23 protein-coding genes and 1 tRNA gene are annotated in these 22,549 nt (G+C 72.8%); 5 read left to right on the plus strand and 19 right to left on the minus strand.

What is annotated here, in order from left to right; genetic code table 11:
* Positions 1 to 207: 207 nt before the first annotated feature.
* Both ACFYPN_RS20020 and ACFYPN_RS20025 read right to left on the minus strand, forming a co-directional pair.
* Positions 208 to 2,673 (minus strand): MFS transporter, encoded by a 2,466-nt coding sequence (locus tag ACFYPN_RS20020; RefSeq protein ID WP_389299747.1) that lies wholly within the window; start codon positions 2,671 to 2,673, stop codon positions 208 to 210.
* A gap of 23 nt (positions 2,674 to 2,696) precedes the next feature.
* Positions 2,697 to 3,278, minus strand: coding sequence for a MarR family transcriptional regulator (locus tag ACFYPN_RS20025; RefSeq protein ID WP_358766297.1), 582 nt, complete (start codon positions 3,276 to 3,278; stop codon positions 2,697 to 2,699).
* A gap of 325 nt (positions 3,279 to 3,603) precedes the next feature.
* On the opposite strand from ACFYPN_RS20025, the gene ACFYPN_RS20030 reads away from it, so the two are divergent.
* Positions 3,604 to 3,819: a hypothetical protein gene (locus tag ACFYPN_RS20030; RefSeq protein WP_266706397.1), complete on the plus strand. Its 216-nt coding sequence runs from the start codon at positions 3,604 to 3,606 to the stop codon at positions 3,817 to 3,819.
* Positions 3,820 to 4,050: 231 nt separating this feature from the next.
* On the opposite strand, the gene ACFYPN_RS20035 is transcribed toward ACFYPN_RS20030, so the two are convergent.
* From ACFYPN_RS20035 to ACFYPN_RS20070, 8 genes are all read right to left on the minus strand, one after another.
* The gene (locus tag ACFYPN_RS20035) at positions 4,051 to 4,905 is read right to left on the minus strand and encodes an RNA polymerase sigma factor SigF (protein WP_266706395.1); all 855 of its coding nucleotides are present in this window, start codon (positions 4,903 to 4,905) and stop codon (positions 4,051 to 4,053) included.
* Between the two features lie 234 nt (positions 4,906 to 5,139).
* A complete protein-coding gene (locus tag ACFYPN_RS20040) occupies positions 5,140 to 6,018 on the minus strand; it encodes an RNA polymerase sigma factor SigF (RefSeq protein WP_358761720.1) in 879 nt (292 codons plus the stop codon).
* A 456-nt stretch (positions 6,019 to 6,474) separates the two neighbouring features.
* Positions 6,475 to 6,768 (minus strand): Dabb family protein, encoded by a 294-nt coding sequence (locus ACFYPN_RS20045; protein ID WP_358761722.1) that lies wholly within the window; start codon positions 6,766 to 6,768, stop codon positions 6,475 to 6,477.
* 11 nt (positions 6,769 to 6,779) lie between these two features.
* Positions 6,780 to 6,944 (minus strand): hypothetical protein, encoded by a 165-nt coding sequence (locus tag ACFYPN_RS20050; protein WP_358761724.1) that lies wholly within the window; start codon positions 6,942 to 6,944, stop codon positions 6,780 to 6,782.
* 495 nt (positions 6,945 to 7,439) lie between these two features.
* Positions 7,440 to 7,524: transfer RNA gene (locus tag ACFYPN_RS20055), tRNA-Ser, on the minus strand.
* 46 nt (positions 7,525 to 7,570) lie between these two features.
* Entirely contained in the window at positions 7,571 to 7,999 is a 429-nt protein-coding gene (gene tadA, locus ACFYPN_RS20060) for a tRNA adenosine(34) deaminase TadA (RefSeq protein WP_358761813.1), read from the minus strand.
* A 111-nt stretch (positions 8,000 to 8,110) separates the two neighbouring features.
* Positions 8,111 to 8,686: a hypothetical protein gene (locus ACFYPN_RS20065; RefSeq protein WP_358761726.1), complete on the minus strand. Its 576-nt coding sequence runs from the start codon at positions 8,684 to 8,686 to the stop codon at positions 8,111 to 8,113.
* 217 nt (positions 8,687 to 8,903) lie between these two features.
* Positions 8,904 to 9,158: a hypothetical protein gene (locus ACFYPN_RS20070; protein WP_389299753.1), complete on the minus strand. Its 255-nt coding sequence runs from the start codon at positions 9,156 to 9,158 to the stop codon at positions 8,904 to 8,906.
* 151 nt (positions 9,159 to 9,309) lie between these two features.
* Here ACFYPN_RS20070 and upp point away from each other — a divergent pair, with 151 nt between their 5' ends.
* Positions 9,310 to 9,945, plus strand: a complete 636-nt coding sequence (gene upp / locus ACFYPN_RS20075; protein ID WP_275493336.1) for a uracil phosphoribosyltransferase — start codon at positions 9,310 to 9,312, stop codon at positions 9,943 to 9,945.
* A gap of 91 nt (positions 9,946 to 10,036) precedes the next feature.
* On the opposite strand, the gene ACFYPN_RS20080 is transcribed toward upp, so the two are convergent.
* The 5 genes from ACFYPN_RS20080 to ACFYPN_RS20100 all read right to left on the minus strand — a co-directional run bounded on the left by ACFYPN_RS20080 (position 10,037) and on the right by ACFYPN_RS20100 (position 14,291).
* Positions 10,037 to 10,636 (minus strand): LytR C-terminal domain-containing protein, encoded by a 600-nt coding sequence (locus ACFYPN_RS20080; protein WP_358761815.1) that lies wholly within the window; start codon positions 10,634 to 10,636, stop codon positions 10,037 to 10,039.
* Positions 10,637 to 10,816: 180 nt separating this feature from the next.
* A complete protein-coding gene (locus ACFYPN_RS20085) occupies positions 10,817 to 11,113 on the minus strand; it encodes a type II toxin-antitoxin system VapB family antitoxin (protein WP_266706381.1) in 297 nt (98 codons plus the stop codon).
* A 373-nt stretch (positions 11,114 to 11,486) separates the two neighbouring features.
* The gene (locus ACFYPN_RS20090) at positions 11,487 to 13,058 is read right to left on the minus strand and encodes a M28 family metallopeptidase (protein WP_389299757.1); all 1,572 of its coding nucleotides are present in this window, start codon (positions 13,056 to 13,058) and stop codon (positions 11,487 to 11,489) included.
* On the minus strand, positions 13,055 to 13,774 hold the full coding sequence (locus tag ACFYPN_RS20095) for an HhH-GPD-type base excision DNA repair protein (RefSeq protein WP_389299759.1): 720 nt from the start codon (positions 13,772 to 13,774) through the stop codon (positions 13,055 to 13,057). Before ACFYPN_RS20095 ends, ACFYPN_RS20090 begins: the two co-directional genes overlap by 4 nt.
* A gap of 85 nt (positions 13,775 to 13,859) precedes the next feature.
* Entirely contained in the window at positions 13,860 to 14,291 is a 432-nt protein-coding gene (locus ACFYPN_RS20100; protein ID WP_389299761.1) for a YciI family protein, read from the minus strand.
* 413 nt (positions 14,292 to 14,704) lie between these two features.
* Between ACFYPN_RS20100 and cbiE the strand changes: the two genes are divergently transcribed.
* Both cbiE and cobM read left to right on the plus strand, forming a co-directional pair.
* On the plus strand, positions 14,705 to 15,928 hold the full coding sequence (gene cbiE, locus ACFYPN_RS20105; protein ID WP_358761736.1) for a precorrin-6y C5,15-methyltransferase (decarboxylating) subunit CbiE: 1,224 nt from the start codon (positions 14,705 to 14,707) through the stop codon (positions 15,926 to 15,928).
* Positions 15,925 to 16,674 carry a precorrin-4 C(11)-methyltransferase gene (gene cobM / locus ACFYPN_RS20110; RefSeq protein ID WP_358761738.1) on the plus strand — a complete coding sequence of 250 codons (750 nt, stop codon included), beginning with the start codon at positions 15,925 to 15,927 and terminating at the stop codon, positions 16,672 to 16,674. The genes cbiE and cobM overlap by 4 nt, the downstream gene beginning before the upstream one ends.
* A 40-nt stretch (positions 16,675 to 16,714) precedes the next feature.
* Here cobM and ACFYPN_RS20115 read toward each other — a convergent pair whose 3' ends face one another.
* Complete coding sequence (locus tag ACFYPN_RS20115; protein ID WP_358761740.1) at positions 16,715 to 17,833, minus strand: cobalt-precorrin-5B (C(1))-methyltransferase; 1,119 nt, start codon at positions 17,831 to 17,833, stop codon at positions 16,715 to 16,717.
* 14 nt (positions 17,834 to 17,847) lie between these two features.
* Between ACFYPN_RS20115 and ACFYPN_RS20120 the strand changes: the two genes are divergently transcribed.
* Complete coding sequence (locus tag ACFYPN_RS20120; RefSeq protein WP_389299766.1) at positions 17,848 to 18,657, plus strand: cobalt-precorrin-6A reductase; 810 nt, start codon at positions 17,848 to 17,850, stop codon at positions 18,655 to 18,657.
* 59 nt (positions 18,658 to 18,716) lie between these two features.
* Here ACFYPN_RS20120 and cobJ read toward each other — a convergent pair whose 3' ends face one another.
* The 3 genes from cobJ to ACFYPN_RS20135 all read right to left on the minus strand — a co-directional run bounded on the left by cobJ (position 18,717) and on the right by ACFYPN_RS20135 (position 22,446).
* Positions 18,717 to 20,180: a precorrin-3B C(17)-methyltransferase gene (gene cobJ, locus ACFYPN_RS20125; RefSeq protein ID WP_389299880.1), complete on the minus strand. Its 1,464-nt coding sequence runs from the start codon at positions 20,178 to 20,180 to the stop codon at positions 18,717 to 18,719.
* A gap of 119 nt (positions 20,181 to 20,299) precedes the next feature.
* Positions 20,300 to 20,926, minus strand: a complete 627-nt coding sequence (locus ACFYPN_RS20130) for a precorrin-8X methylmutase (protein ID WP_358761744.1) — start codon at positions 20,924 to 20,926, stop codon at positions 20,300 to 20,302.
* A gap of 119 nt (positions 20,927 to 21,045) precedes the next feature.
* Positions 21,046 to 22,446 carry a cobalamin biosynthesis protein CobG gene (locus ACFYPN_RS20135; protein WP_358761746.1) on the minus strand — a complete coding sequence of 467 codons (1,401 nt, stop codon included), beginning with the start codon at positions 22,444 to 22,446 and terminating at the stop codon, positions 21,046 to 21,048.
* Positions 22,447 to 22,549 lie beyond the last annotated feature (103 nt).

Raw genomic sequence — 22,549 nt, forward strand, 5'->3', positions numbered from 1 at the left:
AGGCGCTGGAACGTCCTCATCGCGGAGCGATTCGGACGTTTCGGAAACGCCGCGAGGTGCCGTGCCGGGCGTCGCGACCCCGGCCATGATCCGCCGGGTACCACCTGGTGCCGCGCCCGGCAAGCTTTGCCCCGTCGCGGTGGTCGGCACGCACCGACCACCGCTCCTCATGGGGCAAACACTGCCGGGCGCGGCACTAGCGCTCGGTCACTCGCCGGGGTGGGCGAGTTCGATGTCGTGTCCGTCGATCCCGTGACCGGCGACGGTCACGGTGCTCGCCACCGGCGGGTAGCCGGTCGCGACGACGGAGTACTCACCGGCGTCCAGATCGGTGAAGGCGTACGCGCCGTCCGCACCGGTCGTGGAGGTGGCGACGACATTGCCCGCCGCGTCGATCAGGGTGACGCGGGCGTCCGCGAGGGCGGTACCGGCGGAGCCGGCGCGCACCACGCCCTGGACGAGGGCGCCGGCCTGCAGCGGGGCCTCGACCCGGGTGACACCCGTGCCGGCGATCTCCACCGGGAGGGCGAGCGGGCGGTAACCGGCCGCGTTCACCGCGAGCGTCACCGTGCCGGGGACCAGCTCGCCGAAGGCGAAGTCACCGGTCTCACCGGAGGTGCCGGTGGCGAGCACGTCACCGCGCACGTCGGTCACGATGACCATGGCGCCCCGGACCGGAGTACCGGCCTCGGCGGCCCGGACGGTACCGGCCAGTCCGCTGGTGCCCGAGAGCAGGATGTCGAAGGCCAGCGGCTCGTCGCCGACGACCACCGTGGACGCCTGCGGCTGGCAGCCGTCGGCGGAGGCGATCAGCACGTAGCTGCCGGTACCCGGGGCGTCGAGGACGTAGGAACCGTCCGTCTGCGCCACCGAACGGCCCAGCTGACGACCACCGAGCGAGATCAGCGTGACGGCGGCCTGGGCGACGGGAGCGCCGTCCGCGCCGCGCACCACACCGCGCACCGGGGTGCCCTGGATGGTGAGGGTGTCGGCCGAGGTGGCCGCCGGAGCCTGCAGGGTGGCGGTGGCCGGGGCAGCGTCGGCCGGGGCAGCGTCGGCCGAGGGGGCCGCGACCGCTTCGGCGGTGGCCGCAGCCGCCCTCTCGCTGCCGGAGGTGGTCCGCAGGGCGACCTCCTTGATGAAGATCGCGAAGAGGAAGGCCAGCAGTGCGCACGGGGCGGCGAAGAGGAAGACGTCGCCGACACCGTGGCCGTACGCGGCCTCGACGACCGCGCGCATCGGAGCGGGCAGCGTGGCCAGGTCGGGGATGCCGCCGCCGGTGCCGCCGGTGCCCTTGACGCCGAGGTCCGAGAGGCCGTCCGCCACGTAGTGGGTGACGCGGTTCGCCATGACGGCGCCCAGCGCCGAGACGCCGATGGCGCCACCGAGCGAACGGAAGAACGTGACGACGGAGCTGGCCGCGCCGAGGTCGCTGGGGTCGACCTGGTTCTGGGCTGCGAGAACCAGGTTCTGCATCATCATGCCGACACCGGCGCCGACGAGGAACATGAAGATCGCGACGTGCCAGTACGTCGTGTCGTACCGGATCGTGCCCAGCAGGCCGAGACCCGCGGTGACCAGGACGCCACCGGAGACGAGCCATGCCTTCCAGCGGCCGGTCTTGGTGATGACCTGGCCGGAGATGGTCGACGAGAGGAAGAGACCCGTGATCATCGGGATCGTCATGACGCCGGACATCGTCGGCGACTTGCCGCGTGCCAGCTGGAAGTACTGACTGAAGAAGACGGTGCCCGCGAACATCGCGATACCGACGAAGAGCGAGGCCACCGAGGCGAGCGTGATGGTCCGGTTGCGGAAGAGCCGCAGCGGGATGATCGGCTCGCGGGCCTTCGACTCGGTGAAGATGAACGCACCGATGAGGACCACGACGCCCAGCAGCATCACGACGGTCTGCCAGGAGCCCCAGGCGTACTTGTCGCCCGCGAAGGTCACCCAGAGGAGCAGCAGCGAGACGCCCGCGCTGATGAAGAACGCGCCGGTCCAGTCGACCTTGACGTCCCGCTTGACGACCGGGAGCTTCAGGGTCTTCTGGAGCACGAAGAGGGCGATGATCGCGAACGGCACACCCACGTAGAAGCACCAGCGCCAGCCCATCCAGCTGGTGTCGGTGATGACGCCGCCGAGCAGCGGGCCGCCGACGGTGGCGACGGCGAAGACCGCGCCGAGGTAACCGCTGTACCGGCCGCGCTCACGCGGGGAGATCATCGCGGCGAGCACGACCTGCGCCAGGGCGGAGAGACCGCCGACGCCGATGCCCTGGACCACGCGGAAGACGATCAGCATGCCGGCGCTGGTCGACAGACCGGCGGCGGCGGAACCCAGCACGTAGATGACCAGGGCTATCTGGACCAGCAGCTTCTTGCTGAAGAGGTCCGAGAGCTTGCCCCAGATCGGGGTGGTCGCGGTCATCGCCAGCAGCGACGCCGTGACGACCCAGGTGTAGGCGCTCTGGCCGCCACCGAGGTCGGAGATGATGTGGGGGAGCGCGTTGGAAACCACCGTCGACGACAGGATCGCGACGAACATGCCGAGCAGCAGTCCGGCCAGCGCTTCCATGATCTGCCGGTGTGTCATCGGCGCGCCGTCGGGAGCTTCGGAGCCCCCGTGCTTGGCGTGGCCGCCCCGCACACCGGTCGGTGTGGTCGTAGCCATGAATGTCCTTTGCTTTGCTTCTGTTACAGAGGTGTACGGGTGTCCGTCAGGTCCTCGGTGACCGGAGCGGGCCCTTCCGCGGGCTTCCCGTCCGGGTCGGAACCCTGCGGGACGGTGCGCCCGGTGAGCCGGCCGCGACAGTCGTCGGTGTGCCGTCCGGGGGTGCAAGCGCTGGGCGTGCGGGCGGCGAAACTGCCGCAGAGCCGTGCCAGCGACGTGACGAGTTGTCCGACTTCGTCGTCGGACCAGTCCGCGAGGTTGTGCGCGAACACTTCGGTGCTCCGACGACTGAGGTCGACGAGCACGTCATGCCCCAAGGAGGTCAGCCTCAGGATGCGTGAGCGCTTGTCCGCAGGGTCGGGAAACCGCTCTATCCAGCCGCGTTCCGCCACGTGGGCGACGTGCCTGCTGGTCACGGACATGTCCACGGAGAGCAGCTCGGCGAGTCTGCTGATGCGCATCTCGCCGTGCTGCGCGAGGAGCGTGAGCACCGCGGCCGAGCCGCCGGGGCAGTCGGCGGGCAGAGCGCGGGAGAGCCCGCGCTTCACGACGCCTATGGCGCTGAGGTGCCGGGCCAGTTCCTCGTACTGACTCCGTGCTGCCACGGGGCACCCCCAGACTTCTGCGCAGACTCGCGCTCCACATCTTGTTGCTTAGGGCAACCATAGAAGCCGTTGGTTGCTGCAGGCAAACTAAATGGGGCTTGCAAAAGTAAAGGAACCCCAAAGGCTCCGTAGGCTGACGGTCAAAGCCCCAGCGTGTGGCTCCCGTGGGTCAGCTGTGTGTCTCACACCACAGGGTGAGGCTCCCCGGGGGCTCATGTTGACGGCGCGCGATGTTGTGGAGATGAGGGGAATGTCCGTACGAACCGTCGCCCGGAAGTCCCCCGGGGGTTGGGCGGAAGGCCCGAGTTCGCTAGGGTCCTGGCCCATGGCACACAACCCCCACGCCCCTCAGCAGGGCCCCGCGGGCAATGACGACCCGGCGGGCAGCACGCAGATGTTCCGCGCCTTCGTCGACGACGGAGAGCCGCAGCGCCGGCCGCAGCAGGCCGCCCCGTCCGGCGGTCCGAAGACCGGGGTGATCGTCGCGGTCGTCGCGGTCGTCGTCGTCCTCGCCGCGGTCGCCTGGCTCGCGCTCGGCTGACCGCGCACCGTCCGACCATCCGGCGGCCTCCGTACGACGGGGGCCGCCGAGGCGTATGCGGAAGGCCCCGCGTGGTGCACGTGCCTGCGCCCGGCACGGAAACCGGACCGGCCGGACGTACCGGGGCGCGACCCGGGGCGTCCGGGCGCGGCCCGGGTATGAGGGGCGCGGCCCGGGTGTGAGGGGTGCTGCCGGGGCGCGTGAGCGCGTCTCCCCCCGGCAGCCGGACCGTCAGTCGGTGATGAGCCCCTCGCGCAGCTGCGCGAGCGTGCGGGTCAGCAGGCGTGAGACGTGCATCTGCGAGATGCCGACCTCCTCGCCGATCTGCGACTGCGTCATGTTGGCGAAGAACCGCAGCATGATGATCTGCCGCTCGCGAGGCGCGAGCTTGGCCAGCAGCGGCTTCAGGGACTCGCGGTACTCGACACCCTCCAGCGCGGTGTCCTCGTACCCCAGGCGGTCCGCGAGGGAGCCCTCGCCGCCGTCGTCCTCGGGGGACGGGGAGTCGAGCGAGGAGGCGGTGTAGGCGTTGCCGACGGCGAGCCCGTCGACCACGTCCTCCTCGGAGACGCCGAGCGCCTTGGCCAGCTCCGGGACGGTCGGCGAGCGGTCGAGCCGCTGCGCCAGTTCGTCGCTGGTCTTGGTGAGCGCCAGGCGCAGCTCCTGGAGCCGTCTGGGGACCCGTACGGACCACGAGGTGTCGCGGAAGAACCGCTTGATCTCGCCCACGACCGTCGGCATGGCGAACGTCGGGAACTCCACCCCCCGTTCGCAGTCGAACCGGTCGATCGCCTTGATCAGGCCGATGGTGCCGACCTGGACGATGTCCTCCATCGGTTCGTTGCGGCTGCGGAAGCGCGCTGCCGCGTACCGCACCAGCGGGAGGTTGAGCTCGATGAGTGTGTCGCGTACGTAGGCCCGCTCCGGGCTGTCCGTTCCCTCGGGACCGAGTGCGGCGAGCCGCAGGAACAGGGAGCGGGACAGCGTACGGGTGTCGATGGCTTCCGACGAGCTGGTGAGCACGGCAGGCGCGGGCGCGCTCTTCGTGAGCGTGAGCACCTTCGAGCTGCCCTGGTCTACGGACATGCCACCCCCTTGAGGTCGCGGACGGTCGCGGTGGCCGCGACCATCGGAGGAACGCAGCCTCCACCTGAATACCGGAGGGGAGGCTGCGGCAAACGCGGTTCCAGCAGAATGTCACATGTCGGCAACACGCTGTAGTGACATGTCGATAAGTCAGCGCCGCGTATGCGCAGGAAGCAGGGGGTGCGGAGGACGGGGGCGCCGGAAAACCGCTCGGAGACGGTCTACCCGTTCTGGTTATGCCTCGATCCTGTTTGCGGATCGCAGTCGGGCGAAACTTCTGGCCAAAAGTCTTGACACATGCATCTGGGATACGCCCAGTTCTGCGCTGATCTGGGACTGTGTCAGGTTGCTGTAATAGCGGAGGAGCAGAATCCGCTGCTCGCGCTCGGGCAGTTGTACGAGCAGGTGCCGTACGAGGTCGCGGTGTTCGACCCCGGCGAGCGCCGGGTCCTCGTACCCGAGGCGGTCGAGCAGGCCGGGCAGCCCGTCGCCCTCCTGGGCCGCTTCCAGTGAGGTCGCGTGGTAGGACCGGCCGGCCTCGATGCAGGCCAGAACCTCGTCCTCGGAGATCCGCAGCCGCTCGGCGATCTCGGCGGTGGTGGGAGAGCGTCCGTGAGCCGTCGTCAGGTCCTCGGTCGCCCCGGTGACCTGCACCCAGAGTTCGTGCAGCCGACGGGGCACGTGGACGGTGCGGACGTTGTCCCGGAAGTAGCGCTTGATCTCGCCCACCACGGTCGGCATCGCGAACGTGGGGAACTGGACGCCGCGTTCGGGGTCGAAGCGGTCGATCGCGTTGATCAGGCCGATGGTGCCGACCTGGACGACGTCCTCCATGGGCTCGTTCCGGCTGCGGAAGCGCGCCGCGGCGTACCGCACCAGCGGCAGGTTCGCCTCGATCAGCGCGGCCCGCACCCTGCGGTGTTCGGCCGTGCCGGGCACGAGGTCCTTGAGCTGGCCGAAGAGGAGCTGGGTGAGCGCCCTGGTGTCGGCGCCCCGGGTTCTCGCGGGCGGTGTGGAGGGGTCGGGCGTCTCGGTCTGGATCTCGTCGGACAGCTGTGTCCGGTCCTTCTGGGCTGTCTGGGGAGGCACTTGAGGCGCTGCACTGGCCGGCACGGTGACGCCACCCCTTCACGGTCGACTTCACGGTCACGCTTCTTTTTCCGACCTGCGCGATCGCACTGCGCGATCGAACCGCACGGTCGACTGACAGCCAACGTGACGGACAACTGCGGTCCATTCATCCATCAAAAGCGGTCATAGCATCACAAGACATGTCCACTGTGTGCAAGCACCGTATATAGCCGTGTTGGAGTCAAATGGGTTTAAAAACCATCAAAAGCCCCTCATCTGAACGGCAAGGGACTGGGGGCGACGGCCGACGGGCCCGTGTCGCCCCCCGTCGGGGCGTACGTACGGAGCGGTCGGGGCGGGGGTGGCAACGGTGCGGCGCGTGGGGTGCGTCGGGCGCGAGTGCGGGGGCGCACCGAGGCTCGCGCGTGACCCGCGCACGGCCGGGCGCACCGTCCCGCGAACGGCCCGCGCGCCGGGGTGCCGGGGCGCGCGCAGGGGTCAGAAGGGGTAGTCGGCGATGACCCAGGTGGCGAACTCGCGCCACTGACCGGCCGCCGCCTGGTGCGCCGGGTGCTCGATGTACCGCTTGAGCGCGTCCTCGTCGGCGACGGCGGAGTTGATGGCGAAGTCGTATGCGATCGGCCGGTCGGTGATGTTCCAGGCGCACTCCCAGAACTCCAGTCCGGGGACGAGACCGTCCAGTTCCCGGAACGCCTTCTCACCGGCCACGACCCGCGGGTCGTCCCGCTCGACGCCGTCGTTCAGCTTGAACAGGACCAAGTGGCGGATCATCGGCAGTGCTCCTACTTCACCAGCTCGGACATGAAGTCCCCGACGCCCCGGGCGGCGCTGGAGATGCCTTCGAACCCTACCTGGACGAGGTCGGCGGCCCTCGCGGGCGACGTGATGATCGTGTACAGCACGAAGACCACCACGATGTAGAGCGCGATCTTCCTCGCTTGCGCCACAGCCCCTGCCTCCCCCTCGGTCCCGTGCGCGGTCGGCAGATTCTATCCGTACACCCGGTCGGTTTCGGGGGTCGATCACGATAGGTGTTCGAACCCGTGGCGGAGACGGAGCCCGACCGGTGCCCGGTCCCCCCGGGACCAAGGTCCCTGCGACAAGGGCCTTTCACCGGCCCGCACGGGCGGGACGAGCGGGCACGATGGAAGCACGCCCGGCGGACCAGGCAGGAACCCGCGGGGCGCGGGACAGGACCCTCTCTGTGGGGTCCTGCCGCGGCACTCCCCCCGACCGCGGCAGGACCAGTAGGGACTGTCCTCATCGGGGGAGGCGGCTTTGTCCCCCCGATGCCGCCTCCCCCGACCCTCCCCGTCCCGGCTCCGGCCCCGGTCCCCTCTTCCGTGAGGGCCGGGGCCGTTGCCGTACCCGGCGCGGGTCCGCGCGCACGCACCGGAAACGCTCGAAGGGCCCGACGCGATGCGTCGGGCCCTTCGTAAGAGCGGTAGCGGAGGGATTTGAACCCTCGGTGAGTTTCCCCACACTCGCTTTCGAGGCGAGCTCCTTCGGCCGCTCGGACACGCTACCGAGAGAGAGCTTAGACCATCACGGGCCGGGAGCAGAAATCAGTTCCCTACAGCGCGCGGAAGAACGCCGTGAGCTGCCTGGAGCACTCTTCCTCCAGGACGCCGTGGATCACCTCGGGCCGGTGGTTGAGCCGCCGGTCGCGCACCACGTCCCAGAGCGAGCCGGCTGCCCCGGCCTTCTCGTCGCGCGCGCCGTAGACGACACGGTCCACGCGCGACTGCACCAGCGCGCCCGCGCACATCGTGCAGGGCTCCAGGGTGACCACGAGTGTGCAACCGGTGAGCCGCCACTGCCCGAGGGCGGCGGCGGCTCCACGGACGGCGAGGATCTCGGCGTGCGCGGTCGGATCACCGGTCGCCTCACGCTCGTTGTGGCCGGTGGCGATCGTCGATCCGTCCGGTCCCAGGACGACGGCACCGACCGGAACATCACCGGCAAGCGCCGCCTGCGCCGCCTCGTCCAGGGCATGGCGCATCGGGGCCCGCCACGGGTCCCGTACGGGATCGGTGGCGAAGGACGCGAGAAGGGGGGTGGGGGGAAAGGGGGGCGGGGGTTCTTCGGGGGGGCGCGCGGTCACCCGCGGACCTTAGCGGACGCTCTCCAGCACTTCGTCCGCTCCGAGCGCGTCGACGATCTCCGCCAGCGCATCGGTCCGCAGGGTCAGCAGCGCCCGCTCGGAGAGACCGAGGTCGGCGAGGATCGAGGTGTCCCCGATCGGTCCCGCCGGCACGGCATCGGGGTCGTGGTCCGGGTCGGCGGCCCCGGTGGGCGGGACGGCCGCGCCGTCCTCGTCCCCGTGGCCGAGCTCCGGATCGTGGTCCTCATCGCCTTCGAGGCCGACGAGTTCCTCCAGAGCGGCGATTTCGTCCTCGGCCCCCGGTTCGCGGCCGAGCAGTTCGTCGGTGAGCAGGATCTCCCCGTACGAGGACCTGGCGGCGGCGGAGGCGTCCGAGACGTAGATGCGGGGGTCCTCCTCCCCGTCCACGCGGACGACGCCGAACCACGCGTCCTCCTGCTCGATGTAGACGAGGACCGTGTCCTCGTCCACCGAGGCGTCCCGGGCCAGGTCCGTCAGGTCGGACAGGGCCTCCACATTGTCGAGCTCCGTATCGCTCGCTTCCCACCCGTCTTCGGTGCGCGCGAGCAGTGCGGCCAAGTACACCGTGACACTCCCACTGGTCAGAGGTGAATCGGTCCGACGGGAGGGCAGACGATTGTCCGACTGCGCTGAGCCCCGCCCAATCGGCATCGTGGCAGAAACATCGGCCGAGCGAGACCTCTTCGGACGTTGCGTCGGCCATCAGTTCCGCAAGGGCCCGGTCGGCGGAAGCCGCTCCGGAGCACTCGGCCAGGGGCGAGCGCTCCCGTCGGAGCCCCCGTCACCAGCGGAAGGTACGCATCCGCATCTGTTGCCGCATACGGGCCGCGCGGGCCCGACGGGGCTGGACGCGGTCCCGCAGCTGCTTCGCCTCGTGCAGCTCGCGGAGGAACTGCGCCCGGCGACGGCGGCGGGCGGCGTCACTCTCCTGCGTGTGCTCCGTACTCGTCGGCGCGTCGCCCTCCTCGCGCACGTCGCGTGATTCGAGTCGCTCCCGCGTCGCGGGTTCGTCCCGCTTCCGCTCCCGGTCGGTCATCCGCACACCACCCCAAGGCTGGTCCGTACGCCTCACCTTCCCCCCGAACGAGTGGATGATGCCAGCGCGGGCGTACGGGGAGAGGTGGGCGGGCCCCGTCACCGCCGGGGAGGAAGCTCGTGGCGCGCGGGAGGCCGTTAGTGTGGACGCCATGCGGATCCACGTCGTCGACCACCCCCTGGTGGCGCACAAACTCACCACCCTGCGCGACAAGCGCACCGACTCCCCGACCTTCCGTCGGCTCGCCGACGAGCTGGTCACCCTGCTCGCCTACGAGGCGACGCGGGACGTGCGTACCGAGCTGGTCGACATCGAGACCCCGGTCTCGCCGACGGCGGGCGTGAAGCTGTCGTACCCCCGGCCCCTCGTCGTACCGATCCTCCGCGCCGGTCTCGGCATGCTGGACGGCATGGTGCGGCTGCTGCCGACCGCGGAGGTCGGTTTCCTCGGCATGATCCGCAACGAGGAGACCCTCCAGGCGGAGACGTACGCGACCCGGATGCCGGAGGACCTCTCCGGCCGTCAGGTCTACGTCCTCGACCCGATGCTGGCGACCGGCGGCACGCTCGTCGCCGCGATCCGCGAGCTCATCAAGCGGGGTGCCGACGACGTCACCGCCGTCGTGCTGCTCGCGGCGCCGGAGGGCGTCGAGATCATGGAGCGCGAGCTGGCGGACGCCCCCGTCACGGTCGTCACCGCCTCGATCGACGAGCGGCTCAACGAGAACGGCTACATCGTGCCGGGCCTGGGCGACGCGGGCGACCGGATGTACGGCACCGCCGACTGATCCGCCACCGACAGACGCGCGACGGCCGGTCACAGGTGGGGTGACCGGCCGTCGTCGTGTCCGCGCGGGTGCGGAGCCGCTGCCTCGGGGTTCAGCAGGAGGCGGGGGCGGGCGCCGGCCTGGTCAGCGCCGACAGCGCGGCGGCCGCGGCCTGCGGGGTGCTGAACGCCGTGAACCGCGTGCCCAGGATCAGATCCACCTCGGCGTTCTTGCGGGCCTCGGTCTTCCGGGCGGTGCCCGGCAGCTGGGTTTCGAGGACCGGGAACGCGCTGTCGGCGGCGGTCGGCGGACCGAGCAGCAGGCCGGTGCCGGGGACCTTCTTGTCGTACGCGGCGGGGGCGTTGCCCACCTCGCCGATCTTGAAGCCGCGCTTCTTCAGCTCGTCGGCGGCGCTCTTGGCCAGACCGCGGCGCGGGGTCGCGTTGTAGACGTTGACGGTGATCCGGGCCGGCGCGGGGAGTGCCTGCACGGCCGCCACCTGCTTCGGGACGTTCGCGCACTCCCGCTTGTGGTCGGCCGCCACCGCCTTCGTGTCGCCGCCCGAGTAGACGTCGATGAGCTGCAGCGTGCCCCAGCCGGCCAGCCCGAGTGCCACGAGGGCGGCGACGGCGGCGAGGGCGAGCCTGCGGCGGTGACGGGGACGGCGCATCCGCGGATAGGCGTTGCCCGTGATGCGGTACTTTCCGCCCATGCCGGGGGGAGTGAGCATGCTCATGTGCGCAGCGTAGTGCGGGCCGCCGATGATGCGTACTAAATGATCAACCGATGGCACCCGCATGCGCCTGAAAGCACCCGAAAGGCCCGACAACTCGGAGTCCCGGCCGCGGTGGTGGTAGAAGGGGCGGACGGGCGGAACCGCGCGGAGGTGCCGTCAGCCGAGTTCGAGCACGCGGGCGTGGAGCACCTGGCGCTGCTGGAGCGCGGCGCGGACGGCTCGGTGCAGCCCGTCCTCCAGGTAGAGGTCGCCCTGCCACTTCACGACGTGCGCGAAGAGGTCGCCGTAGAAGGTGGAGTCCTCGGCGAGGAGCGTTTCGAGGTCCAGCTCGCCCTTCGTGGTCACGAGCTGGTCGAGGCGAACCGGGCGCGGCGCGACGTCGGCCCACTGGCGGGTGCTTTCCCTGCCGTGGTCGGGGTATGGCCGCCCATTTCCGATGCGCTTGAAGATCACACGGAAAGCCTACCGGGGAACAACCACCGTGCGCAGCCGGGGAAGGGGGTCATGATGCCGGTCGAAAGTGAGTGAACCCCCTGAAAAGGGAAGGCCGGTCCCGCCGGCGAACGCGAGCGGAGGGACGGACATCACGTCCGGATCAGGTCGATCCCCGGCAATCGAGGGGGAGTTCGACCTGTTTTCGGAGCGGTGGACACCCGTCGGCCGACCGGTGGTGGTGTCGGGGTGAACGGGAGTGGTCCGCGGCCACCGGCGCAGGCGGGGGCGCGGAAGTGCGGCGCGCGCCCCTCTGCTCGCACGGGTGGACGCGGGGGCTCCGTGCGGTAGGCAGCCGGGCCTGCGGAGGCTGCCGGGGGCCGGCGGCCATTCCTCACGCTGTGTCACGACCGTGGCCGGTGCGTAGACGTCCGCTCCCGCGGCGGTCCGTGCCGGCCGCCGCGGGGGCCGGGCCGGTGAGCGGGCGCAGGTCCTGGGAGTAGGTGCCGACCGCGTCCGCGATCACGTCGATGTTGGTCTCGAAGGCTGTCGGGTCGATGTTGTCGAGGGTGTCGCAGGCGGCGTGGTAGCACGGGTCGTACGCGGTCCCCCCGGTCCCGCCGAACTTCCCGGCCTGCGCTGCCGACTTGATCCCCTCGGCTCCGGTGTCCGTGCCGCCCGCCGGGATGCCGGCTTCGATGAACGGGCCGTAGTCGGAGCGTCCGGTGAAGTCGGAACTCTCGTACGGGGTCTTCCGGCGGTTCAGGAACTCCGTGATTCCACGCTCCAGTTGGGCCGAGCCCGCCGGACCGGGTCCTGAACCGGAGGCCTCGGAGTCATCGCCGTCGAAGACGAACTCGACGCCGTTGGGGGAGGCGATCATGTCGAAGTTGAGGTAGAGGGCGGTCTGTTGGCGCTGGGCGTCGGTCAGTCCGGCGACGTACGCGTCCGAGCCGACGAGCCCGTTCTCCTCGGCCGACCACCAGGCGAACCGGACGGCGTTCGCCGGGGTGCGGTGCGTCGCCGCGAGCTGGAGGGCGACTTCGAGGAGCCCGGCGGAGCCGGAGCCGTTGTCGTTGATGCCCGGTCCCTCGGAGACGGAGTCCAGGTGGGCGCCGAGCATCACGGTGTGCGCGGGGTCGCCGTCCGGGGTCTGGGCGACGACGTTGCGGGTGGTGCGCTTCTCCTGGCGCTCACGGAGTTCGAGGGTGACGGTCACCTCTCCACCGTCGAGTGCGGCGGCGAGCGTGTCACCCTCGGCGCGGGTGATGCCGCCGGTCGGGATGCGGACGGCGGTGGGGTCGCCGAGGGTGCCGGTGAGTTTGCCGTCCAGGTTGTTGGAGATCAACGCCCCGGCCGCGCCCGCCCCGGCCGCGGCGGCCTGCTTCTGCTGGAAGGAGCAGCCACCCCGCAGGATGAGCGCGATGCGCCCGGTGACCTCGGTCCTGGCGTAGTCGGCCGCCTCGCAGCCGGTGGTGTCGTCCACCGGCACCCGGACCAGCTCCGCCGTGAGCCCGCCCTCCTCGGTCGACGCGGTGTACGTCATCGCCTCCACCACCGCGTCCCGGGGCTCCGGCGTCACCACCGCCAGCTTCGCGGCGAGCGTCTCCGTCCAGGTGAAGGGGAAGGGCTCGTACCGGGCGTCGTAGCCGGCCCGGCGGAGCTGCTGGAGGACGTACGCGGCCGAGGCGTCGTGGCCCGCCGATCCGGCGGCCCGGTTCCCGCCCGCAGCGTCGGCCGCCTCCTGGAAGCGGCGCAGGTGCCGGCGGGCGCCGGTGGCGGAGGAGGCGGCGACGAGTTCCCGGGAGAGCCGGGTGGCCTCCCGCGCCGGGTCCGGCCCCGCCGCGGGTGGCGGGACCGCCGCGCCCAGCAGCAGCGGGAGGAGCAGGACGGCCGAGGCGACGAGCGGGAGCGCGCGCCGGGGGGACGGGCGGCGGTACGGGCGGGTCCGCGCGGGGGCGCTCACCGGGTACTCCGGGAGGACGCGGACTTCTTGGCCGGTGCGGCCCGGTCGGCGGCCGGTGCGGTCTCACCGGCGGCCGGCGCGGCCTTCTTCGCGGCGGCGGAGGCCTTCGCCTCCGCCTTCGCCCGCTGCTTGGACGCGCGGACCTCGGCGAGCGACTCCGGCCCGGTGATGTCGGCGACCGATCGGTGTGCGCCCTGCTCGCCGTAGGCCCCCGCGGCCTCCCGCCAGCCGGTTGGCCGGACGCCGAACTGTTTGCCCAGCAGCGCCAGGAAGATCTGCGCCTTCTGGGTGCCGAAGCCGGGCAGCGCGTTCAGCCGGGCCAACAGCGCCGCGCCGGTGGCGGCGTCGGCCCACACCGCGCTCGCGTCGCCGTCGTACTCGGCCACGAGGTACTGGCAGAGCTGCTGCACCCGCTTCGCCATGGAGCCGGGGTAGCGGTGCAGGGCCGGCTTGTCGGTGAAGAGCGCCGTGAACGCCTCGGGAGAGTACGCGGCGATCTCCCGGGCGTCCAGGTCGTCCGCTCCCATGCGCTGGGCCAGCGCGTGCGGACCGGTGAAGGCCCACTCCATGGGGATCTGCTGGTCCAGCAGCATGCCGACCAGTGCGGCCAGCGGGCTGCGGGCGAGCAGCTCGTCGGCCTCCGGCTGCTGCGCGATCCGAAGGGTGGGGGCGCCGTTCGCCACGGGCTCCCCGTCGCTCTTCCTGCTCGTGGTCATGGAGCCGATGGTGGCGGGGGGCGCGGGCTTCGGCGACTTCTGCTGCTGCCGATGGGGGCCGTGCGCGTACGCCGGCCCCCGAGGATCAGGCGGGTGCGAGATCCTCCTGCGGGGCCTCACCGATCGGGCGGATCGCCACCGGCCGGTACGGGGCGCCCTCGGGCTGCGGACAGGCGACGACCCGGGCGGCGATCTCGGTGGCCCGCTCCAGCCCGGCGCAGTCCAGCACCCAGTACCCGGCGATCAGCACCTGGTCCCGGTCGTACGGGGCGTCGGCGACGAGCGGGGGCCCGCCGTCCGCGCTCGCCGTGACGAAGCGGGTCTCGTCCGGGGCGGTGAGGCCGTCGCAGTAAAGCATCTCGCCGGAGGCCTCCAACTCCTTGTTGAGCGTGTCCATGTGCGCGAACATCGCCTTCCGGTCCTGTTCGCCCCACGTCGGGCCGCCCTCGGCGGACCCCCTGCCGGACATCGCGTCGTAGTCGGCCTGCGAACCCTGCACCATCACCAGGAACCTCATACGCCTGCACCTCCACCGTCGTCGTTGTCGTCCCCTGCCGGGCGGCCCGTCTCCTCGGGGGGCCGGAGCCCGCTGCCGGAGCCACCTGGCGGCCGGGGTGCGCCTCCTTCCATCGGACACCGGACGGGACGGGTGCGCGAGCGGGCCCGGCGGGCCCGGCCGGTCGTCGCCCGGGCGCCGGACAGTAGAGTGCGGCAGCGTCTCCCCCCACCCGAGAACCCGACCACCCGCGAACCCGAACACCCGAGAACCCGACCACCCGCGAACCCGAACACCCGACCGCCCGAAATCCCGGGTGTCCGAGAACCCGACCGCCCGAACGCCCCGAACACCGAGGTCCGGCCGTGCCCACCGTCCCGCCCGCATCACCCGCACTCCCGCCGGCCGGCCCCCTGCCGGTCCCCTCGGCCCCCGTGACCGTCGTGGGCATCGGTGCGGACGGCTGGGCGGGCCTGGCGGAACCGGCGCGCACCGCGTTGCTGGAGGCCGAGGTGCTGATCGGCGGCGGACGCCAGCTCGGACTGCTGCCCGCGGTGTGCGCGGGCCTGCGGGTGGCGTGGCCCTCGCCGCTGCGCCCCGCCGTCGCGGGTCTGCTCGCCGACCACCGGGGCAGCAGGATCGCGGTGCTGGCCAGCGGTGACCCGATGTTCTACGGGATCGGCCGCGCGCTCACCGAGGAGCTGGGCGCCGGGGCACTGCGCGTGCTGCCGCATCCGTCCTCGGTGGCGTACGCCTGCGCCCGGCTCGGCTGGCCCGCCGAGGAGACCGAAACCATCACCCTGGTGGGCCGCCCCGCCGCCCGGCTGGTCGCCGCCCTGCACGACGGGCGCCGGCTGCTGGTGCTGAGCGCCGACGCCACCACCCCCGCGACGGTGGCCGCCCTGCTCACCGGGCACGGCTTCGGCCCGAGCCGGCTCACCGTCCTCGAACAGCTCGGCTCGGCCGGAGAGGCCCGCCACGAGGGCACCGCCGAAGAGTGGACCCACCCGGCGGGCGACCCGCTGAACCTCGTCGCCGTGGAGTGCCGGGCCACCCCGGACGCGCTCCGCCTGGGCCTCGTCCCCGGGCTGCCCGACACCGCGTACGAACACGACGGGCAGCTCACCAAGCGCCACGTCCGCGCCGCCACCCTCGCCGCACTCGCGCCCGCGCCCGGAGAGCTGCTCTGGGACATCGGCGGCGGCTCCGGCTCGATCGCCGTCGAGTGGATGCGCGCCCATCCGTCCTGCCGCGCCGTCACCGTCGAACGCGACGAGGCGCGTGCCGCCCGGATCGGCCGCAACGCCGACCGGCTCGGCGTGCCCGGACTGCGGGTGGTCTCCGGCCGCGCCCCGCAGGCGCTCGCCGGACTGCCGGTCCCGGACGCCGTTTTCGTCGGCGGCGGCCTCACCGCCCCCGGGCTGCTCGACGCCTGCTGGGAGGCGCTGCCCGCCGGGGGACGGCTGGTCGCCAACACCGTCACGCTGGAGTCGGAGGCGCTCCTCGCCGACCGCTACCGGCGCCACGGCGGCGAACTGGTCCGGCTCGCGGTGGCCCATGCCGTCCCGGTCGGCGGCTTCACCGGCTGGCGCCAGGCGATGCCCGTCACCCAGTGGTCCGTCCGCAAGCCCCGCAACCTCCCGGGAGAGACCCCATGACCGTGTACTTCATCGGCGCAGGACCCGGCGCGGCCGACCTGATCACGGTGCGCGGCGCCCGCCTCCTCGCCGCCAGCCCGGTCTGCCTCTACGCGGGCAGCCTGGTGCCGCGCGAACTGCTCGCCGACTGCCCGCCGGACGCCAGGCTGATCGACACCCAGGGCCTGGACATCGAGCAGATCACCGCCGAGCTGGTCCGCGCCCACGCCGAGGGCCACGACGTCGCCCGGCTGCACTCCGGCGACCCGTCCGTCTTCAGCGCGGTCAACGAGCAGATGAAGCGGCTCGACGACGCCGGAGTGCCGTACGAAGTGGTGCCCGGGGTACCCGCGTTCGCCGCCGCCGCGGCGGCGCTCAAGCGGGAGCTGACCGTGCCGACGGTCGGTCAGACGGTCATCCTGACCCGGATCGCCCAGCGGGCCACCGCCATGCCGGAGGGCGAGGACCTGGCCACGCTCGGCCGCAGCGGCGCCCTGCTCGTGCTCCACCTGGCCGCGCGGTACGCGGACCGGGTGGTGGAGGAACTGCTGCCGCACTACGGGGCCGACTGCCCGGCCGCCGTGGTGGCCATGGCCTCCCGGCCGGACGAGATCGTCCTGCGCGGCACCCTGGCGACCATCGCCGGACAGGTGGAGGAGGCCGGAGTGACCCGTACGGCCGTCATCATGGTGGGGCGGACCCTGGGGGCGGAGCAGTTCCGCGACAGCCACCTCTACTCGCCGGAGCGCGACCGCCACACCTGCTGAGCACGGACCTGCACGGCCCGGGCCGGGCCGGTGGTCGGGCTCAGCGGACCGCGCTGCGCCCGACCACCGTCCCGGCCCGGTCGACGCAGATCACGTCCACCGCCACCGGCGCTCCGCGCAGCACCTCCAGGGCCTGGTCCCGGGCGGCCACCGCCACCAGGTCGCCCAGCGGGACTCCGGCCGCCGCGCACAACTGCAGTGCGGCGAGACCCGTGTTGGCGGTCGCCACCGCCCCGGCCAGCTCCTCGTCCGCCCCGCCCTCCCGGGCCAGCCCGGCGAGGAACCCCTTGTCCACCTGGGAGCGCGCCGAGTGCAGGTCCAGGTGTCCGGCGGCGAGCTTGGACAGCTTGGCGAACCCGCCGCAGACGGTGAGCCGGGGCACCGGATGACGGCGTACGTACTTGAGCACCGCCCCCGCGAAGTCGCCCATGTCCAGCAGGGCGATCTCCGGCAGGCCGTACTCCGCGACGACCGTCTTCTCCGAGGTCGAGCCGGTGCACCCGGCCACATGGGTCTGCCCGGCGGCCAGCGCCACGTCGACCCCGCGCCGGATCGAGTCGATCCAGGCCGAGCAGGAGTAGGGCACGACGACCCCGGTGGTGCCGAGGATGGAGAGCCCGCCCAGGATGCCGAGGCGACCGTTCCACGTGAAACGTGCGATCTCCTCGCCGTCGTCCACGGAGAGGGTGATCTCCACGTCACCCGTGCCGCCGTGCTCCGCCGCGACCCGGGCCACGTGCTCGCGCATCAGCTGCCGGGGCACCGGGTTGATGGCCGGTTCGCCGACGTTCAGCGGCAGTCCGGGCAGGGTCACCGTGCCGACGCCCGGACCCGCCCGGAACACCACTCCCGAACCCGGCGGCAGCTCCCGTACCGTCGCCCTGACCAGCGCTCCATGGGTCACGTCCGGGTCGTCGCCCGCATCCTTGACCACCCCGGCGGTCGCGGTGCCGTCCTGAAGCGATTCGACGGCGAGCGCGAAAGCGGGTGTCTGGCCCTTCGGCAGCGTGATGGTCACCGGGTCGGGGAACTCCCCCGTCAGCAGGGCGGTGTACGCGGCGGTGGTCGCCGCCGTCGCACAGGCACCGGTGGTCCAACCGGGGCGCAGACCGGTGTGTTTGAGTTGGGCCTCGCGCCCGCCCTTCGCCTCACTGCTCATGGAAGGTCCCCTCGATGGTGCCGATACCACTGCCCGACATGCCGGACGAGCCCGTCTCCCCGCAGCACGTCCTCGTACTCGGCGGGACGACCGAGGCCCGCCGGCTGGCGGAGGCCCTGGCCACCGAGGTGCCGGCCGGAGGGCGGAGGCCCCCGCTGGTCACGACGTCGCTCGCCGGGCGGGTGGCCCGGCCGGTACTGCCGCCGGGCGAGGTCCGCGTCGGCGGCTTCGGCGGTACGGAGGGGCTCGCCGCGTGGCTGCGGGAGCACCGGGTGGATGCGCTCATCGACGCCACCCATCCTTTCGCCGGAACGATCAGTTTCCACGCGGCCCGCGCCGCCGCCTCGGCCCATGTTCCCCTGCTGGCGCTCCGCCGACCCGGCTGGGTGGCCGGCCCGGGGGACGACTGGCACCCCGCCGGCTCCCTGGAGGAGGCCGCCGACCTGCTGCCGTCACTGGGCGAGCGGGTGTTCCTCACCACCGGACGGATGGGGCTGGCGGCCTTCGCCGGGCTGGACGAGCTGTGGTTCCTGGTGCGGTCGGTGGACGCGCCCGAGGCGCCCCACCCGGCGCGGATGGAGGTGCTGCTCGACCGGGGGCCGTTCACCTTCGAGGGCGAGCGGGAGCTGATCCGCCGGCACCGTGTCGAGGTGCTCGTCACCAAGGACAGCGGGGGCTCGGCCACCGCGCCGAAGCTGGCCGCCGCCCGGGAGGCCGGGATTCCGGTGGTGGTCGTGGTGCGGCCACCGGTCCCCGAGGGGGTACCGGTGGCCGCGACCACGACCGAGGCCCTGGGCTGGCTGGACGCCTGCCTGGGTGGCTGAGACGACTCGTCTCCGGCGCGGGACAGCCCTTACGACCCCTTACGACCCCTTACGACCCCTTACGACCCCGTCTCCCCCTGCGCCTCCGGGTAGTGGCGCGGGGTCCAGACGAGGTGAGTGCCGTCGGGGCGTTCCACCCGGCGGGTCTGCGAGGACCCGATGATCAGCAGGGTGCGCATGTCCACCTCGGCCGGGTCGAGATCGGCGAGGCGTACCGTGCGCACGCTCTGGGTGGGGCCGCCGACGTCCCGGCCGAGGACGACCGGGGTGTCCGGGGAGCGGTGTTCGAGGAGCAGGTCGCGGGCCTTGCCGACCTGCCAGGTCCGGCTCTTGGAGCCCGGGTTGTAGAGCGCGATCACCAGGTCGGCGGTGGCCGCGGCGCGCAGCCGTCCGGCGATGACCTCCCAGGGCTTGAGCCGGTCGGAGAGGGAGATCGTCGCGTAGTCGTGGCCGAGCGGGGCGCCCGCGAGGGCGGCGGCGGCGTTCGCCGCGGTGACCCCGGGGAGGACGCGTACCGGGACGGACTCGTACTGCTGCTGGGAGGCGGCCTCCAGGACCGCCGTCGCCATGGCGAAGACACCCGGGTCGCCGCCCGAGACGACGGCCACCCGCTGACCGCGCCGGGCGAGGTCGAGCGCGAACTCGGCGCGCTCCGCCTCCACCTTGTTGTCCGAGCCGTGGCGGGCCTGGCCGGGCCGGACCGGTACCCGGTCCAGATAGGTGGTGTAGCCGACCACCGCGTCGGCGGCGGCCAGCGCCCCGCGCGTCTGGGGCGTCAGCCAGAGCGGTCCGGCGGGACCGGTGCCGACCACCACGACCTCGCCGGAGCCGGGTACCGGCGCGGGGCGGGGGGCGTCGATCCGGCTGGGCAGCACGGCGACCGCGAAGTACGGCACCGAGCCGGGCTCCACGTCCGCGAGGTCGCCGGTGCGCTCTCCGGCCATGGTGGCGCGCTCGACGTACCGCGCCTCGGGCAGCCGCCCGGACGCGTCGAACGCGCGGCGCACCGCCGGGAAGGTCCGGCCGAGCTTCATCACCACGGCGGAGTCGGTCGATGCCAGACGGGCCGTCAGCTCCTCCTCCGGCAGGGTGCCGGGCAGGATCGTGAGGATCTCCTCGCCCTCGACGAGGGGGGTGCCGAGCCGCGCGGCGGCCGCGCTGACCGAGGTGACCCCGGGGATGACCTCCGCCGGGTAACGGTCCGCCAGGCGCTTGTGCATGTGCATGTACGAGCCGTAGAAGAGCGGGTCGCCCTCGGCGAGTACGGCGACCGTGCGGCCCGCTTCGAGGTGCGCGGCGAGCCGGGCCGCCGCCTCGGTGTAGAAGTCCTCCAGCGCGCCCCGGTAGCCGCCCGGGTGGTCGGTGGTCTCCGTGGTGACGGGGTAGACCAGCGGTTCCTCGACGTGGTCCGGGCGGATGTGCGCGGCGGCGATGGAGCGGGCGATCGAGCGGCCGTGCCGGGCGCTGTGGAAGGCGATCACATCGGCCTCGGCGATGGCCCGGACCGCGCGGACGGTCATCAGCTCCGGGTCGCCCGGGCCGAGGCCGACCCCGTAGAGCCGGCCCGTACCGCCGGGTGCGGCGTCGGCGTTCCCGAGGGCGGATGCGCTTGCGGCGTGCTCGTTCGCCGCCACGGTGCCGGTCACTCCTCCTCGCTCGCGAGGGCGTTGACGGCTGCCGCCGCCAGGGCGCTGCCGCCGCGACGGCCGCGCACCACCAGGTGCTGGACCCCCGAGACGTGCGCCGCGAGGGCCTCCTTCGACTCGGCCGCGCCGATGAAGCCGACCGGGACGCCGATCACGGCGGCGGGGAGCGGGGCGCCCTCCTCGATCATCTCCAGCAGCCGGAAGAGCGCGGTGGGCGCGTTGCCGATGGCGACCACCGAGCCCTCCAGCCGGTCCCGCCACAGCTCCAGGGCGGCGGCGCTCCGGGTGGTGCCCATCGTCCGGGCCAGCTCCGGCACGGAGGGGTCGGAGAGGGTGCAGACGACCTCGTTGGCGGCGGGCAGGCGCTTGCGGGTGACCCCGCTGGCGACCATGGCCACGTCGCAGAGGACCGGGGCGCCGGCCCGGAGGGCGGCGCGGGCGTCGGCCACGGCGGTCGGCGAGAAGGCGAGGTCGCGTACGAGGTCGACCATGCCGCACGCGTGGATCATCCGGACCGCGACCTGACTGACGTCGGCGGGCAGACCGGCGAGATCCGCCTCCGCGCGGATGGTGGCGAAGGACTGGCGGTAGATCGCCGGTCCGTCCTTCTCGTACTGATGCACAGTGCTGTCGCTTTCTTCGGTCGGGCCGGCCGGTTCTCGCCGGACGGCCGGGGACGGTCCGGGGCCCGGCGTGGTCGGTTCAGGTGTTCAGACGGTTACGCGGTCAGGTGTTCAGGTGGTCAGGTGCGGGGACTTCGGGCCGCGGCCACCGCGGCGGCGAGGGCGGCCGGATCGTCCGGGACGGCCGTCGGGGCGCCCCGCGACTCCCCCCGTACCTGGGTGATCCGGTGTCCCGCCGGGGTGGCGACGACGTCGATCCACTCCCCGTGGGGGTGGCCGCAGCGGCGCTCGCACCCGGACCAGTACACGGGCAGCCGCCCGGCCGGACCGAGCGCTGCCGGACCGATCCCGGGTGCCACCAGCGCGGCCTCCGCCTCGGCCCGCACGTCGGCCAGAGACTTCGCGCAGCCGGGGCGCCCGATGCAGGCGCCGACCCCGGCCCAGGGAGAGCCGGGCCCGGTCACCAGACCGGCTTCGGCGAGCGTGTCGAGGGCGCGTCGGGCGGGTCCGGCGGCCAGGCCGGGCACGACGACCCCGCGCCACGGGGTGCAGCGCAGCTCACCGGAGCCGAGCCGTTCGGCGGTCTCCACGAGCGCCCGCCACCGCACTCCGGTCAGCCGCCCCATCGGTACGCCGACGTGCAACGCGGTCCGGCCCTCGGGACCGGTCACCGCGCCGGGCACGGGGGTGCCGTTCGGCGTGCCGATGGGGCGGTGCGCAGTCTCCGGCGGGCCGGGCGGCGGGCCAAGCAGCGGGCGGGGCGCCGGTCCGGGCGGTGGTACGAGTCCCGCGCGGCGGGCGGCTTCGGCGGGGAGTGCGGCACGGGCGTCCTCGGGGAGGCCGGAGATCCGCCACACGCCCGGACCGGCCGCCAGGTCGAGGAAGGCCTCGGCGGCGAGCAGCGCGGCGCGCGGGGCGTTCGCGAAGGCGACGGGGAGAAGGGTTCCGGTATCGCCGGGGCCGACCCTCAGCAGCGCGCGTTCGCCGTCGAGCGCGATCAGGGTGAGGTCGGCGCCCAGGGCGTCCACGTCGCCGCGGCCGTCGTCGAGCGCGAAGAGAAAGCGGCCGGAGAGTGCCGTGGCGCGTTCGTCCGAGCAGATCAGGGTGTCCAACTCGTCGAGCCAGGGCCGTATGTCGGCGTGGCCGACGGTGTCGAGACCGGAGAGCGGGGAGGCGACGACATTGCGTGCGCGCTCGTGCCGGTCGGACGGCAGCATGCCCACTCCGCGGAGTAGCCCGGCGAGTTCGCCACCGCAACCCACGTCGAGACCGCGGAGTTGTACGTTTCCGCGCGAGGTGAGGTGGAGTTCGCCGTCGCCGAGCCGGTCGGCGGCGTCCAGCAGGGTGCGGGCCCGGGCGGCGGTCAGCACCCCGCCGGGTATCCGCACGCGAGCCAGCGCACCGTCATCCGCCGTGTGCAGCCGCAAAGTGCCGGGGCAGGCGTCACCGCCGTTCCGGGCTGCGGCGACGGCGGCCGGGGAACCGGGCGAATCGGCGGTTGCGGACATGGCGGCGAGCATACCCACCGGGTCCGGGGCGTCACCCGCGGAGCGGAAGTGACCTCCGCCGCGTGGGTCCGGGCGCCGTGAGGGCCCGGTGGCCCGCGCGACCCGACCATCGGAG

This window comes from Streptomyces sp. NPDC005576, assembly GCF_042871745.1.
Lineage (GTDB): Bacteria > Actinomycetota > Actinomycetes > Streptomycetales > Streptomycetaceae > Streptomyces.

What these genes read in the sequence shown, in the direction of transcription:
- ACFYPN_RS20020 (WP_389299747.1), bottom strand. Translation starts at nt 2,673, where the DNA reads ATGGCTACGACCACACCGACCGGTGTGCGGGGCGGCCACGCCAAGCAC.
- ACFYPN_RS20030 (WP_266706397.1), top strand. Translation starts at nt 3,604, where the DNA reads ATGGCACACAACCCCCACGCCCCTCAGCAGGGCCCCGCGGGCAATGAC.
- ACFYPN_RS20035 (WP_266706395.1), bottom strand. Translation starts at nt 4,905, where the DNA reads ATGTCCGTAGACCAGGGCAGCTCGAAGGTGCTCACGCTCACGAAGAGC.
- ACFYPN_RS20045 (WP_358761722.1), bottom strand. Translation starts at nt 6,768, where the DNA reads ATGATCCGCCACTTGGTCCTGTTCAAGCTGAACGACGGCGTCGAGCGG.
- tadA (WP_358761813.1), bottom strand. Translation starts at nt 7,999, where the DNA reads ATGCGCCATGCCCTGGACGAGGCGGCGCAGGCGGCGCTTGCCGGTGAT.
- ACFYPN_RS20070 (WP_389299753.1), bottom strand. Translation starts at nt 9,158, where the DNA reads ATGACCGACCGGGAGCGGAAGCGGGACGAACCCGCGACGCGGGAGCGA.
- upp (WP_275493336.1), top strand. Translation starts at nt 9,310, where the DNA reads ATGCGGATCCACGTCGTCGACCACCCCCTGGTGGCGCACAAACTCACC.
- ACFYPN_RS20080 (WP_358761815.1), bottom strand. Translation starts at nt 10,636, where the DNA reads ATGGGCGGAAAGTACCGCATCACGGGCAACGCCTATCCGCGGATGCGC.
- ACFYPN_RS20095 (WP_389299759.1), bottom strand. Translation starts at nt 13,774, where the DNA reads ATGACCACGAGCAGGAAGAGCGACGGGGAGCCCGTGGCGAACGGCGCC.
- ACFYPN_RS20100 (WP_389299761.1), bottom strand. Translation starts at nt 14,291, where the DNA reads ATGAGGTTCCTGGTGATGGTGCAGGGTTCGCAGGCCGACTACGACGCG.
- cobM (WP_358761738.1), top strand. Translation starts at nt 15,925, where the DNA reads ATGACCGTGTACTTCATCGGCGCAGGACCCGGCGCGGCCGACCTGATC.
- ACFYPN_RS20115 (WP_358761740.1), bottom strand. Translation starts at nt 17,833, where the DNA reads ATGAGCAGTGAGGCGAAGGGCGGGCGCGAGGCCCAACTCAAACACACC.
- ACFYPN_RS20120 (WP_389299766.1), top strand. Translation starts at nt 17,848, where the DNA reads ATGGTGCCGATACCACTGCCCGACATGCCGGACGAGCCCGTCTCCCCG.
- ACFYPN_RS20135 (WP_358761746.1), bottom strand. Translation starts at nt 22,446, where the DNA reads ATGCTCGCCGCCATGTCCGCAACCGCCGATTCGCCCGGTTCCCCGGCC.